The organism is Kribbella monticola, assembly GCF_003261635.1.
GTDB lineage: Bacteria > Actinomycetota > Actinomycetes > Propionibacteriales > Kribbellaceae > Kribbella > Kribbella monticola.
Genome location: NZ_QFXK01000033.1, coordinates 59,191 through 71,765, shown reverse-complemented (window position 1 = coordinate 71,765; position 12,575 = coordinate 59,191). Strand labels below are relative to the sequence as shown.

Sequence of the window (12,575 nt, the reverse complement as noted above, 5' to 3'; positions counted from 1 at the left end):
GGGCAACGCCGACGACACGCCGGAAATCGGACAAAACCGGGTAGCGTCGGTTCCATGATCATCGTGACAGCTGCACTGAAGGGCGGGGTCGGCAAGACAACCACGTCGGTGTACTTGGCCGCGCTGGCATCTTCCAACCGTCGCACCGCCACCCTGGTCGACGCCGATCCACAAGGCAGCGCTGCCGACTGGATCGCGGATTCCGACGACGACCACCTGGCCAGGATCGAGATCGCCGAGGCGCCGACCGAGCGCCTCCTGACCAAGGCACTCGACAAGGTGCCGCCCGAGGGCATCGGCGTCGTCGACATGCCCCCGTCGCACGAACGGCTGCTGAACAAGGCGCTCGAACGGGCCCGGATCGTCGTCATCCCGACCCGCGTCGGCGGGGTGGAGACTCCCCGGGTCCGGGCGGTGCTGGACCTGGTGCCGAAGGAGGTTCCGGTGGGCGTGGTGATCTGCTCGGCACGGACCTACACCCGCGCCTACCAGGAGGCCATGCAGCAGTACGCCGCGGAGGAGATCCCGGTCTGGGGCACCATCCCCGAACGCGTCTCCATCACCGCCGGCCCGACCGGACCACTGGCCGAGGACGGCCTGGAGTCCTACCGCAAGGTCTGGCGCAAGATCCTGGCGGCAGCCCGCAGCTGAGGCCGCCACGAGCCGCCCTTCCAGCCCACGGGGTCGGAAGGGCGCTCCGGCCTGTACTACGCCGCCGCGGTGGTCAGGGCTTGATGGCGAGAGCGGCGGCGATCAGGCGTTGCCAGTCGGTCAGCTCGTCGGGCTCGGTGACGGGCCGCCATTCGGCCGTCGGCACCAGCCCGGGCGGCAGGATCTGCAGCTCCTTGCCGAACAGTGCCCGCAACTCGTCGTCCGTCCGCCACCGCCCGCGCCCCAGCGAGCCTTGCAGCAGTTGCTGCATCTCGGCGCTGCGCGGATCGTCCTCGCTGCGGAAGTGGCTGATGAACACATAGCTGCCCGACGGGATCCGATCGACCCAGAACTGCACCAGCCCGGCCGGGTCCTCGTCGTCGTTCACGTGGTGCAGGATCGCGCTGAGGATGATCGCGACCGGCTGGTCGAAGTCGATCAGCGACTGCAGGTCCGGGTTCTGGTAGATCTTCTCCGAGTCCCGCAGATCGCCCTCGATCACGGTGGTGAAGTCGTTCTCGGCCAGCAGTGCGCGACCGTGACTCAGGACGACGGGGTCGATGTCGACGTACACGACCTTCGCCTCGGGCCGATGCCCCTGCGCGATCTGGTGGACGTTGTCCGCCGTCGGCAACCCGCTGCCGAGGTCGATGAACTGCTTGACCCCGCTGGTGACGATCTCGCGCACCGCACGGATCAGCGCACCGCGGTTGTCGAAGGCGATCACGCGCGAGCCGGGAAGGTCGTTGATGAACTTGTCCCCGAGCGCCCGGTCGACGGCGAAGTTGTCCTTGCCACCGAGCAGGTAGTCGTACGTCCGCGCGATACTCGGCTTGGTCGGATCAACCCCCGGAATCCCTTGCTCCGGCACACCCATGTCTGTCATCGCGAACAAACCTTCCGGCTCAACTGAGGTCTGGGCTCACTCTATGCGATCGTTCGGAAACCGGGCTGCCGGTCACCGGTGTAAAGGCGGTTCGCCGCGAACGTACGAGCGGATCACCGTGGCGGCCGCGCCCCTGGCCCAGTCGTCGAACGTGTGCGAGCGGAGCATCAGCGTGCAGTCGCCGGCGGCACCGAAAGCGTGCTCCGCGAACGCCTGCCGCATCCGCTGGTCGTACAGGTCGTAGTCCGCGACGCCTTCGCCGGCGATCACGACGAGCTGCGGGCCGACCAGGTTCACCATGGCGGCCAATGCCGAGCCGATCACTTCGCCGGCCCGGTCGAAGGCCTCCCGCGCGTGGGCATCGCCTTCGTGCGCGAGCTCGATCGCACCGGCCAGGTCCAGCTCGGGCCGGCCGGTCGTCTCGCGGATCCGGGCCAGGATCGCATCCGACGAAGCGACCGTCTCCACGCAACCACGGCGGCCGCAGGTGCAGACCAGGTCGCCCGGCGCGAGTGGCAGGTGCCCGAGTTCGCCGGAGACGCCGTGCGCGCCCGACACGACCTCGCCGTTGATGTAGAGGCCGCAGCCGACACCGGAACCGATCGTCACCACCGCGAACGAGTCCGCGTCGACGCCGACCCCGAACCAGTGCTCGGCCACGGTCAGGGCCCGTACGTCGTTCGACACGACCACCGGCACCTTCAGCTTCTCGCCGAGCAGGGCCGCCACGGGCACATCTCGCCAGCCCATGAACGGCGAATCGCGCACCACGCCCTGCAGAGCGTCCACGTCGCCGGAGACCGCGACGCCCACGCCGATCAGCGGACCGGCCGGATCCGTCTTGTCGTGCAGCGTCGCCATCAACTCGGTCGCGAGCTCGGCCAACCGCTCGAGCACGGAATCCGCGGACTTGTCCGTCAGTTGCTGGTGCCGGACCGCGCGGATCCCGGCCTTGAAGTCGGTGGTCACGCCGATCAGGTCGGTCGGCGTCACCTTCAGCCCGATCACCGAGACGCTGTCGGCGACCACGGTCAGCGGACTCACCGGCCGGCCGATCCCCAGTTCCGCCCGGACCTCGGTACCGTCCTCGGCCTCGGCCGGGTGGTCCGTCACGAAGCCGGCCTCGACCAGCGGCGCGACGGCCTTGGTCACCGCGGCCTGGGACAACCCGGTCCGCCGGGCGATCTGGACCCGCGGAATCGGTCCCTGGGTCAGGATCTTGGTCAGCACCTCGACCCCCGCCGGCGTACCCAACGGCAGCGGGCGGTACGGGCGCTTCGGCATGGGAGAAAACTACCGGGTATCGGCGGTCACAGACTCCGGTGTCAGCGTCGGCGAGGCGAGTGCCCAGCGGATCGTGCGCGTCAGCCCGTCACCGGCCACCCGGACCATCGTGCTCTCCGCCAGCGGCAGGTACGGCAGCCGCAGCGGCCGACGACTCCACCACGGCAGCAGTCCGACCGCCGCCGCGGTCAATACGCCGTACGCCGGACGCGCGGCCAAGGGCACTGGTGGGTGAACCAGGATGAATCGCGCTGCCGCTCTCGCTTCGGCAGTCCCCCGCAACTCGGGCCGGTACGACTTCAGGGTCTCCCGTAGCTCCGCCTCGGTCCTAGGTGGATCCACGACGCCCAGAGCCTCGGCCACCAGCGCAGTGTCTTCGACGTACGCGTCTCGCTCGGCAGCGTTGAGCGGTGAAGCGCCGTACCGCTGGTGTGCCGCGAGGAAGCTATCCACCTCTGCCACGTGCACCCACTTGAGCAGGTGCGGGTCCGAAGCCCGGTAGCGAGTCCCGTCCGGACTGGTCCCTCGCACTCGCTCGTGCACCGCCTTGACGCGGGCGACGGCCTCCTCTGCGTCCTGCGCAGCGCCGTACGTGGTGATGGCCAGGAAGTAGCTGGTCCGCTGGAGTCTGCCCCACGGGTCACCGCGATAGCCGGAGTGCGCCGAGACCGCAGCCATCGCCATCGGGTGCAGCGACTGCAGTAGTAGCGCGCGCAGGCCACCCGCGAACATCGAGGCGTCGCCGTGCACGCGGCGGATCGGCCGGTCCGCCGCGAACCACCTAGGACCCGGAGTGCTGTGCACCCGGTTTCGCTCGGCCCACGGATCCGGCCCGGCCACCTTCGTCAGGATCATCCGGGCCAAGCCGTCCCGCACAGGGTCCAGCATGTTCAGCGGTGTAGTGATGGCCATACGACCAGTCTCCCCACCACTCCAAACCCTCGATCATGGTCAACGGACGACGTCCACGAAGACCGGATTCGTGTAGAGCCAGGTGTCCAGCCACGGATCGCCGTCGGCCGGCGGGTGCTGGATCGGCCCAGCCGGATCGATGCGCCGCCCCAGGTAGCCCGGCCCGTTCCGCCGACCGTCACTGCCCCGCAGTCGCAGGTAGTGCGACTGCTCTGCTCGACCGAGTGGGATCCGCAGCGTGTAGCTACCGGTCTTGCCCTGTACGTCGAGTTGCTCGACCACCCGGGTGTCAGGAGCCTTCCAGCTGTCGCGGTCCTTCGCAGTACCGGTCACGATGCCCCGGATCACGTCCAGGTGAGCAAGCCTCGGCAGTACGCCGTGGAAGTTCGGCCGCGTCGCGCTGGTCACTGTGACTCGCAGTTCGAGCCGCTGGTTGCGATGCACCTTCAAACGCCCGCCCAGCGTCACACCACGCTGCCTGGACCCAACAGGAGCCACCCGTACGTCGATGCCGTCGACCAGTTGACCGTGGTCGACCCAGACGCGCCCGGCGCGCAGCCCGGCCATCACGTCGAGGTAGCCGTAGCGAGTCACGCCGACGTGGGTCCGGCTGAACTGCCCCGGCCAGAAGTCGCTGCCGGCCTGCGGCGTACCGGCGTCGGTCGGAGACGGCTTCCAGCCGAGTGAGTCGAAGTTCTGGCCGGGCGGGTACTCGCCGTCCTTCCAGGTGTCCCAGATGGTCCGGTGGTTGTCGCTGTTCGAGGTGATCGAGAACAGGCGTCCCTCGGCGAGCAGCGAGTCCCACAGCCCGCCGACGGTCGCAGTGGCCCAGTCGAAGCCGCCGTACGTGCGATAGGCATCGACGGGGTAACCGGGCCAGCTCGCGTCACTGGGGTTGTTGGTGTACTCGCCGCGCTGGTTGGTCGTTGTACCGCGGAACGCGCACCAGGCCGGATCCGCGTCGCCCTGTGAACCAGGAGCGCCTTCCATACCGATGCAGACCCCACTGTCGCGCCACGCCCGGACCTCGTGCGGCGAGTCGATCCCCAGCCGCATCGGGTGGTTGGCGAACACCAGCACGTCGTCGACGAACCCCGTCCGCTTCTGCTCCGCGAGCCACGCCAGCGCCTTCACCGCATGCTGCTCGTTCTCCGGTGTACTCGCCGAGCGCCCGGTGAGCTTGCCGTCGTACTCGCGCTCGAACTGCTGCAGCAGGGCCACGTTGTTCGCGCCGGGCGCCACCAGAACAGTCCCGTGCTCGGCCGCCGGGATGTACCACTCGAGCCCTTGGAACACGAGCATCCGCGGGTTCTCCGCCCGCGCCTTGAGCACCTCTGCGTTCTCCGCCTGCGCACCCTTGTCGGCGTGCCCGAAGTTGCTGTGCTCGGTGAACGCCATCCAGTCCAGGCCGAACTGCGACCCGCGCAACGCCAACTGGCTGAAGTCGTACTTCGCGTCATGGCTGTACCGGCTGTGCACATGGTGATCCCCGACGAGATAAACCAGTTCAGGCCCATCCCCGTACTGCGAATCCGCTGCACCGGGAGCCGCGGCAGCTTCACCCGTCCCCAGTACGCCGGCCGCCGCGAACCCGGCACCCAGCAACCCGGCCCGGCGGATCAACCCACGCCGCGAAAGCCCCTGCGGATCCAGCGCCTCCTCGGGGACGGCCGGATCGGCCCAGACGGGTACCTGCTGCTCAGACGTCATGGCGGAACACCTTTCTTGTGCTGACATGCACGTGTCAAGGCACTGTCAAGCAATCGCATGACACAGAGGTGTTCGCCGGATGAACGGCCGGCGGCTCAGCGCGGAGTCAGGGCCGCGGTCTCGGTGCTGAGCAGGGAGAACAGCAGTGAGTCGCGCCAGCCGCCGTTGGTGAAGACGTGGTCGCGGAGGTGGCCCTCGTAGGTGAAGCCAAGATTCTTCACGACGGCGATCGAGGCGGAGTTCTCCGGACCGATCGCGGCGGTGACCCGGTGCAGGGCGAGTGGGTCGAAGGCGAACCGCAGTACGGTGCGGGCCGCGTCGGTGGCGTAGCCGTGCCCCCAGTGGTCGGCCGCGATCATGTAGCCCAGCTTGGCCGCTTTCACTCCGCTGAAGGCCAGCCGGGCAAAGCCGATCACCTGGTCGTCGTCAGGCCCGGTGATCGCCAGTCCGTAGATCGTGCGCGGCTCGACGGCCGCGTCGGCGATGCACCTGTCGAGCAGGCGCTGGGCGTCCGCTCGGGTGTGGCTGTCGAACGACATCCAGGTGGTCACCCGGTCGTCACCGGTGATCGCGAGCAGGTCCTCGAGGTCGTCCGGCCGGAAATCACGCAGGCGGACAGCATCGCCGGTGAGCGGATCCATGGGCGGGATGCTAGACCTCGACCGGTTTACCGCGGGTAGGTCTGCATCGGGGTGCGGGTGAACAGCTCGATCTCTTCCTGCAGGTCCCGGGCGTCGTCGGCGCGGCCGGACTGACGCAGCGCCTGGTGCACCCGGCGGGCGGAGTGCACGACACCGTTGATCCGGCGCTCGGTCGGCAGGCCGAGGACTGGCGCGATCGCGTCGGCGGCGCCGTCGAGTTCACCGTTCGCGATCCGGGTGATGGCCATGGCGGCGTGGCTGCCGGCGGCGTCGCCGAAGGCCCACTCGGGGTGCGACTGGTCGGTGTAGGCGTCGACGGCCTGGTGCGAGTACCGCTCGGCGGTCTCCCGCTCGCCGGGCAGCCACGCGAGCGCGTCGGCCGCGTAGTACAGCTGGCGGTTGCGGCCGAAGGTGCAAAGGCCGCCCATCTCGTCGAGGTCGTCGCCTTCGACGACCGTGGACCAGGCGTTCTCCGCGCGCTCCAGGGCCGCCCGGGTGGCGTCGGCGTTGCCCAGGGCGGCCCAGGCGCGGGCCTCGCTGACCGGGAGCCAGACGCTGGTGGTGCTGTTGGCCTGCTCGGCGTAGCCGGCGCCCAGCTGGGCGTACCGGACCGAGTCGTGCGGGTTGCCGGCCCAGTAGGAGACCAGCGACTGCAGCCCGCGCACCCAGGCGCGCAGGCCGTGGTGGTCGGCGTTGTCGGCACAGAGGAACGCCGTCCGGGCCTGGGTCAGGGCCGCGTGCGGGTTGCCGAGGTCGTGCGAGGCCTTGGCGAGCAGACCGCCGGTGACGCCGCCGAGGAAGTACAGCTGCCGCAGGTGCTCAGGACGCTGCCGGCTCTCCAGCAACGCGAAGACCAGGTCCTGGGTCTCGACCAGCTGGCCGAGGATCTCGGGCAGCGGGCGCTGTGGATAGGCCTTCGCGACGTGTCGCACGTCGTCGTACACCTGCTCCATGGCCTCGCTTCCGAGACCGGTCTGGGCCGCGAGGGCGAAAGCCCGCGCACGGCTGGCAGCCATGTCGAGTACCTCCATCTCATTACCTGTCGTGATCCGCCCACCTGCCGCAGTCACCGGCACCACCTGGCCGGCCTGCTCGGGGACGTACGGGGCGAGGAGCTCCTCGACCGGCTTGCCGAACATGCGTTGCAGGGTGCGCCGGGTCTGTGGAGTGGTCCCTGCGCGCTCGCCCGATGCGAGGCGCCGCAGGTGCCGCTCGGTGATGGTTCCACCCAGCTCGACGAACTCGGCGACGATCTCGGAGTAGGTCTGGTTCCGGCGCTGGATCAGGTGCGCCAGGACCGTCTTTGGCGTATACCTACCCGCCATCGTTCCTCCCGTTCACGTCAGATCAGACGTTGTCTCGACTGAATGCCCCACGACAAGGTGCAGACCGGCTTTGTCCGCCAGAGGTCCGGGAGAGGTCCGGCAAAGGTCCGGTCCAGGTCCTAGAGCGGTCACGGTCGGTCTGTGCACCATTACTGCCATGACAACCAGTAAGTCCAACTGGTTGCAAGGCCTGAGAGTTACGGGGTGAGAAAGTAGTGGCAATCGCGGAGATGACGTCGAGGCAACACCGCCGCCGGGTGCGGGTCTGGTTCGGCGAGCACGTGATCGCGCAATACGTCGCCGAAGCACCGCTGGCGGCCCGCTACGAGCAGGCGATGCGGCGCCGTTTCGCCGGTCTCCGCGTCACCAACGACATCCTCGGGCCGCAGGAACACGCGGACAACTGAGCCCGCCGGGTCCTCCTCAGACCCGGCAGACGCTCCTGGGGTCTCCTCACGTCCAGGAGTGGTACCGAAGGTCCGGGGGCACTCCTCAGCCCCCGGACGAAACCCGAGGTGCGGTCCGGAGCTCTCCTCAGCTCCGGACCGCACCGCCCACAGCCCGGCTGGGCAAGCGGCTGAGTCCCTGTATCGCCGCTGCCCAGCCGTTCCAACCACCTCCTGGCCGACACCTCGGGCCGGGCGGGGCAGTGCCAAGTGCCGGAGACCCGCCGGCGATGACGCCCGGGTCTCCGGCGCCGGGCACGTGTGGCTCCTGACACCTCACCAGGAGCCACACTCCGAGGTGGCCGGCTCTGCTGTGTGACCGCCGCGCCTGGGCGGTCACACAGCGGAGTTCTCGGGGTCCAGGTTCGCCGCCATCCGGCGCAGTACGTCGACCGTCTGCAGGTACTCGGTGTCGACGATGCCGTTCGTGAGCCGCCGGCGCTGGACCTGCACCTTCTCGGCCAGCGCCGCGAGGGCCACCCGGCCGGCCGGCGTGAGTTCCTCGCCGTCCAGCCAGCCGCGGGCCACCAACGGCTCCGTGTACGCCGCCAGGCCGGCCGGGTCGCCGGCCAGGAACGGTGCGAGCGCGACCGCGATCGGCTCCTCGCCCCGGGCGGCGTTGAGGACCTGCCACTGGCGCCGGTTCACCCCGTCCGCCGCGAGGACCTGCTCGAAGGACACCTCGAGCAACCGGTCCACTTCCTTCAGCCACCATCCGATAGGCTTGATGTCATCTGACATATGCATGTCATTGAGCATATACCTTGGAGGATCCATGGTCGACCCTGTTGCCGCGGTCGAGGCGGCGATGGTCGAGATCCGCCAGCGTCAGACGCGGCGGGTCTTCGCCCGCGAGGCCGGGGTCCAGGACGTGTCGGCCCAGCAGGTGATCGACGCCGTGGAGGCCGCCGGCGAGCAGCCGATCGGGGTGAACGGCGTCGCCGAGGCGCTCGGCGTCGACCAGCCGCGGGCGAGCAAACTGGTCGCGGCCGCCGTCAGCGCGGGCCTGGTCCGCCGCGAGGCCGACCAGCAGGACGGCCGCCGTACCAATCTCGTGCTCACCGAGGCCGGGCGCGAACGGCTCGAGACCGTGCACAGCTACCGTCGGCGCCGCTTCGCCACGGCCATGCACGACTGGCCGGAAACCGACAAGGAGACGTTCGCCGTCCTCCTGAGCCGGTTCGTCGCAGGGCTCAGCCAGCACTAGCCAGGTAGACGGCGAACGGGGCGTCGGGATGGATGCCTTGCCGGCCCTCGACCAGCCCGTCGGTCCGGATCTCGCCCGCGAACTTCATCCCGAGTCGCTCCATCACCGCTCGTGACGCCAGGTTGTGCCGCTCCGTGAAGGCGACGACAGAGCGGGCGGCCAGCGTCTCGAAGGCGAACGTCAACCCCGCTTGCCCGATCTCGGTCGCCAGTCCCTCGCCGCGGGCGGAGCTCATCAGCGCCCAGCCCAGCTCCAGCCGATCCGCCGCCCAGGCGCCACGATCGTCGAGCAGCCTGGCGACCTTGCCGGTGACCTCGGCGTGGGCGTCCATTCGCTCCATCCCACCGCGCCCGGCCAGCGAACCGTCCGACCGCCGGTAGGCGATCCACTTGCTGGTCCCGTTCGCCTCCCAGCGCGCCTGGAAGCCCACGGCCTGGCGGATGGCCTCCTCAGGCGACCAGCTTCCGGCGTACCACTCCGCCACCCACGGATCCTCGTGCAGGCGCTCGAGGTCCGCTCCATGTCCGGGGAGGACCTCACCCGGTCCCGTGATCGGCACGAGCCGGAGTCGCTCGGTGAATCGGGTCCGGACCGCGTGCGCCACGATGTCGCGCAGTCGTCGGTCCCCATCGGTCCGGTTCACCATCAGCAGGTCGAGGTCGTCCGGTCCGACCCACGCACTGGCGTCGTGCTTGCCGTCTTCCAGCAGCGGCCGCGAGAGATCCCCGTCGACCGTGACGAGGTAGTCCACCTCCCGGCGTACCCGGCCTTCGTACTCCCACTCCCAGTCGGCGACGGTCGCGTCGATCGAGCGCACCCGCCAGCCGGTCTCCTCCTCGACCTCGCGCGCCAGTGCCTGCTCCGGACTCTCCCCGGCTTCGAGGTGACCGCCGACGATGTCCCAGATCCCCGGCAGCAACCGCCGCTGCGCCGTACGCCGTTGCACGTACACCCGGTGTCGCTCGTCGCGAACCAGCGCCCCCACACAATCCACAGCACGCATGCGAGCACCGTAGTACCGGGCGCTGGCAGACTGCCTCCATGCGTCTGGACCGGGCAGTGCTCTTCAAACTGGCAACGAACGAACGACTCGAACAACTGGTCAAGTCAGTACCCGGCGGTGAGGAGAACGCCTGGCGCGCCGCCTCGCGGTACGTCGCCGGCCGGACCCGCGACGAAGCGCTCGACGTGGCGGCGGACCAGCTCGCCAAGGGTCACGGCATCAGTGTCGATCTCTTCGGTGAGCTGTCCGAGGACCCGGACGACGCGGCCCGCGTGGTCGACGAATACCTGGAGCTGGCGACGCTCCTTCCGCCGCCGCCTGCCGACGCGTGGTTGTCGCTGGATCTCTCGCATCTCGCCCTCGACGTGGATCCCACCGGCGCGGCAGACCGCGTCGCCCGGATCGCCGAAGCGCTCCCACCCGGCCGACGGCTGCAGATCGGCGCCGAGGACATCGCCCGGACCGACAGGATCCAGCAGTGCGTCCTGAACGTCGCCGCCCGCGGCCTGGCCGACCGACTCGGCGCAACCGTGCAGGCGAACCTCCTGCGCTCTCCCGGCGACATCGACGCGCTGACCTCCGCCGGAGTACACGTACGCCTCGTCAAGGGCGCGTACGTCGAGCCGACCGGCGCCCACCCGTACGGCGAACCCACGGACATCGCCTATCTCCAGCTCGCCCATCAGCTGGCATCGAGCAAGGCCAACTGGTCCCTGGCAACACACGACGGCCGACTGCGCGAAGCTGTGCTGCTCAGTGTCGGCACGGTCCCCGTCGAGCAGCTACTAGGCGTCCGCCCCGAGGTGCTCGCCCAGTTGCGTGACAGGGACATCCCGACGCGCGTCTACATCCCCTATGGGCCGGCCTGGTTCCGCTACTGGCTCCGCCGCGTCGCGGAGTCCCGCGGAGCCTAGTCGCGGGGTTGTTCGGCGACGCGGTTCGGCATGAAGACGACGGCAAGGACGAGGAGGACAGCGGCTGCGGCAGCGCCGTAGTACACGTCGTGGATCGCCGGGGCCAGCACGTTGCTCGGTAGCTTCTCCAGTTCGCCGTGGCCGGAGCCGAGTCGCCGTGCGACCACGCCATTCGCTACTGCACCGAAGACGGCCACACCAACCGCACTGCCGACGGAGCGGGCGAACATGTTGGCACCCGTCACCACACCGCGGCTGCGCCAGTCGACCGACGACTGGGCTGCTACGACAGCCGGGGAGGCGGTGAAGCCAAGTCCGACTCCGATCACGAAGCAGGTGAGGGCCAGGTAGAGCACGGAACTGCTGGAGTTCACCGTGAGCAGCAGAGCGGCGCCGATCACCACGATGCTCGCGCCGAACATCATCGTGGTCCGGTACCCGAGCCGCAGGTAGATCCGACCAGCCAGCGACGCAGCGATCGGCCACCCGAGCGTCATCGCCGCCAGCGCGAACCCGGCAACGAGCGCCGACGTCCCCAGCACCCCCTGCGCAAACAGCGGCACGTACGTCGACAGCCCGATCATCAGTACGCCGACCAGCAGCGCCGACGCGTTCGCCGAGTTCAGGACGCGCTTACCCAGCACCCACAGCGGCAGCACCGGCTCGGGCGCCCGTCGCTCGACGAAAACGAACGCGGTCAGCAGCACAGCCGCGACGGCAAGGATCGCGATGCTGGTGGCCGAATCCCAGGACCACATGACGCCGCCCTCGAGCAGCCCGAGCAGCAGCAGCGACCCGCCGGTCGCGAGCAGGATCGTGCCTGCATAGTCGATCTGGTGCTTGGTGGCTGCGGCGACGTTCTCCTGGAACTTGCGCAGCAGCACCCACGCGGCGGCCAGGCCCAGCGGGATGTTCACGAAGAAGATCCAGCGCCAGGAGATGTAGTCGGAGAACACCCCGCCCAGCGTCGGGCCGACGAACGAGGCGATCCCCCAGACGCTGGCGATGTAGCCCTGCACCTTGGCCCGCTCGGCGACGCTGTAGATGTCGCCGACGATCGTCATCCCGATCGGCTGGATCGCGCCGGCGCCGAGGCCCTGGATCAGCCGGAAGGCGATCAGTGCCGGCATGCTCCAGGCGAAACCACACAGCACCGAGCCGAGCACGAACAGCGCGACACCGAGCATCATGATCGGCTTGCGGCCGCGCTGGTCCGCGAGCTTGCCGTAGATCGGCACCGAGACGGCCTGCGCGAGCAGGTAGATCGAGAACAGCCACGGGAACTGGCTGAAGCCGCCGAGGTCCTCGACCACCGACGGCACCGCGGTCGCCAGGATGGTCGCGTCGATCGCCACCAGCCCGATGCTCAGCATCACGGCGAGCAGGATCGGTCCCCGCTCCGACCGCAGCCCCACCCCGCTGGTGTCGATTCGCTCGGTAGAAGTCATGACTCAAACCAACTTACGTGACTGGACAACGATTCCCGCCCCCAGTGCCCAGCAGGTGAACGCCTACCGCGACCGAGACCGACGGGAGCGAAATGCGGACCACAGCCGGGGAGTGAAACGCTGATGACCGGCGCCGGGAGACCGCCGG

The 12,575-nt window shown here is 69.2% G+C and carries 13 protein-coding genes; 4 read left to right on the top strand and 9 right to left on the bottom strand.

All coding sequences use genetic code 11. From position 1 onward, the window contains the following. Positions 1 to 54 precede the first annotated feature (54 nt). Positions 55 to 651, top strand: a complete 597-nt coding sequence (locus DIZ26_RS22980; RefSeq protein WP_112244850.1) for a ParA family protein — start codon at positions 55 to 57, stop codon at positions 649 to 651. A gap of 73 nt (positions 652 to 724) precedes the next feature. Here the strand turns inward: DIZ26_RS22980 and DIZ26_RS22975 are convergent, their stop codons facing one another. The 6 genes from DIZ26_RS22975 to DIZ26_RS22950 all read right to left on the bottom strand — a co-directional run bounded on the left by DIZ26_RS22975 (position 725) and on the right by DIZ26_RS22950 (position 7,409). After that, complete coding sequence (locus DIZ26_RS22975) at positions 725 to 1,537, bottom strand: SAM-dependent methyltransferase (protein WP_112245432.1); 813 nt, start codon at positions 1,535 to 1,537, stop codon at positions 725 to 727. Positions 1,538 to 1,609: 72 nt separating this feature from the next. Continuing rightward, positions 1,610 to 2,821 carry an ROK family transcriptional regulator gene (locus DIZ26_RS22970; protein WP_112244848.1) on the bottom strand — a complete coding sequence of 404 codons (1,212 nt, stop codon included), beginning with the start codon at positions 2,819 to 2,821 and terminating at the stop codon, positions 1,610 to 1,612. A 9-nt stretch (positions 2,822 to 2,830) separates the two neighbouring features. Then, a complete protein-coding gene (locus DIZ26_RS22965) occupies positions 2,831 to 3,733 on the bottom strand; it encodes an oxygenase MpaB family protein (RefSeq protein WP_112244846.1) in 903 nt (300 codons plus the stop codon). 39 nt (positions 3,734 to 3,772) lie between these two features. Then, positions 3,773 to 5,443, bottom strand: coding sequence for a PHP domain-containing protein (locus DIZ26_RS22960; protein ID WP_112244844.1), 1,671 nt, complete (start codon positions 5,441 to 5,443; stop codon positions 3,773 to 3,775). Between the two features lie 95 nt (positions 5,444 to 5,538). After that, positions 5,539 to 6,084: a GNAT family N-acetyltransferase gene (locus DIZ26_RS22955; RefSeq protein WP_112244842.1), complete on the bottom strand. Its 546-nt coding sequence runs from the start codon at positions 6,082 to 6,084 to the stop codon at positions 5,539 to 5,541. Between the two features lie 26 nt (positions 6,085 to 6,110). After that, positions 6,111 to 7,409 (bottom strand): XRE family transcriptional regulator, encoded by a 1,299-nt coding sequence (locus DIZ26_RS22950; RefSeq protein WP_112244840.1) that lies wholly within the window; start codon positions 7,407 to 7,409, stop codon positions 6,111 to 6,113. Positions 7,410 to 7,639: 230 nt separating this feature from the next. On the opposite strand from DIZ26_RS22950, the gene DIZ26_RS37955 reads away from it, so the two are divergent. Beyond that, positions 7,640 to 7,816 carry a hypothetical protein gene (locus DIZ26_RS37955; RefSeq protein ID WP_198676241.1) on the top strand — a complete coding sequence of 59 codons (177 nt, stop codon included), beginning with the start codon at positions 7,640 to 7,642 and terminating at the stop codon, positions 7,814 to 7,816. Between the two features lie 375 nt (positions 7,817 to 8,191). Here the strand turns inward: DIZ26_RS37955 and DIZ26_RS22940 are convergent, their stop codons facing one another. Continuing rightward, entirely contained in the window at positions 8,192 to 8,602 is a 411-nt protein-coding gene (locus tag DIZ26_RS22940; protein WP_198676240.1) for a MarR family winged helix-turn-helix transcriptional regulator, read from the bottom strand. 28 nt (positions 8,603 to 8,630) lie between these two features. Here DIZ26_RS22940 and DIZ26_RS22935 point away from each other — a divergent pair, with 28 nt between their 5' ends. Then, positions 8,631 to 9,062 carry a MarR family winged helix-turn-helix transcriptional regulator gene (locus DIZ26_RS22935; RefSeq protein WP_112244834.1) on the top strand — a complete coding sequence of 144 codons (432 nt, stop codon included), beginning with the start codon at positions 8,631 to 8,633 and terminating at the stop codon, positions 9,060 to 9,062. Here DIZ26_RS22935 and DIZ26_RS22930 read toward each other — a convergent pair. Then, entirely contained in the window at positions 9,049 to 10,065 is a 1,017-nt protein-coding gene (locus tag DIZ26_RS22930) for a GNAT family N-acetyltransferase (protein ID WP_112244833.1), read from the bottom strand. The genes DIZ26_RS22935 and DIZ26_RS22930 overlap by 14 nt on opposite strands. Before the next feature lie 38 nt (positions 10,066 to 10,103). Here DIZ26_RS22930 and DIZ26_RS22925 point away from each other — a divergent pair, with 38 nt between their 5' ends. After that, positions 10,104 to 10,979: a proline dehydrogenase family protein gene (locus DIZ26_RS22925; protein WP_112244831.1), complete on the top strand. Its 876-nt coding sequence runs from the start codon at positions 10,104 to 10,106 to the stop codon at positions 10,977 to 10,979. On the opposite strand, the gene DIZ26_RS22920 is transcribed toward DIZ26_RS22925, so the two are convergent. Next, positions 10,976 to 12,427 carry an MDR family MFS transporter gene (locus DIZ26_RS22920; RefSeq protein WP_112244829.1) on the bottom strand — a complete coding sequence of 484 codons (1,452 nt, stop codon included), beginning with the start codon at positions 12,425 to 12,427 and terminating at the stop codon, positions 10,976 to 10,978. The genes DIZ26_RS22925 and DIZ26_RS22920 overlap by 4 nt on opposite strands. Positions 12,428 to 12,575 lie beyond the last annotated feature (148 nt).

Bases quoted from the DNA above. Each gene is read 5' to 3' on its own strand.
- DIZ26_RS22980 (WP_112244850.1), top strand. From the start codon at position 55: ATGATCATCGTGACAGCTGCACTGAAGGGCGGGGTCGGCAAGACAACC.
- DIZ26_RS22975 (WP_112245432.1), bottom strand. From the start codon at position 1,537: ATGACAGACATGGGTGTGCCGGAGCAAGGGATTCCGGGGGTTGATCCG.
- DIZ26_RS22970 (WP_112244848.1), bottom strand. From the start codon at position 2,821: ATGCCGAAGCGCCCGTACCGCCCGCTGCCGTTGGGTACGCCGGCGGGG.
- DIZ26_RS22965 (WP_112244846.1), bottom strand. From the start codon at position 3,733: ATGGCCATCACTACACCGCTGAACATGCTGGACCCTGTGCGGGACGGC.
- DIZ26_RS22960 (WP_112244844.1), bottom strand. From the start codon at position 5,443: ATGACGTCTGAGCAGCAGGTACCCGTCTGGGCCGATCCGGCCGTCCCC.
- DIZ26_RS22955 (WP_112244842.1), bottom strand. From the start codon at position 6,084: ATGGATCCGCTCACCGGCGATGCTGTCCGCCTGCGTGATTTCCGGCCG.
- DIZ26_RS22950 (WP_112244840.1), bottom strand. From the start codon at position 7,409: ATGGCGGGTAGGTATACGCCAAAGACGGTCCTGGCGCACCTGATCCAG.
- DIZ26_RS37955 (WP_198676241.1), top strand. From the start codon at position 7,640: ATGACGTCGAGGCAACACCGCCGCCGGGTGCGGGTCTGGTTCGGCGAG.
- DIZ26_RS22940 (WP_198676240.1), bottom strand. From the start codon at position 8,602: ATGCATATGTCAGATGACATCAAGCCTATCGGATGGTGGCTGAAGGAA.
- DIZ26_RS22935 (WP_112244834.1), top strand. From the start codon at position 8,631: ATGGTCGACCCTGTTGCCGCGGTCGAGGCGGCGATGGTCGAGATCCGC.
- DIZ26_RS22930 (WP_112244833.1), bottom strand. From the start codon at position 10,065: ATGCGTGCTGTGGATTGTGTGGGGGCGCTGGTTCGCGACGAGCGACAC.
- DIZ26_RS22925 (WP_112244831.1), top strand. From the start codon at position 10,104: ATGCGTCTGGACCGGGCAGTGCTCTTCAAACTGGCAACGAACGAACGA.
- DIZ26_RS22920 (WP_112244829.1), bottom strand. From the start codon at position 12,427: ATGACTTCTACCGAGCGAATCGACACCAGCGGGGTGGGGCTGCGGTCG.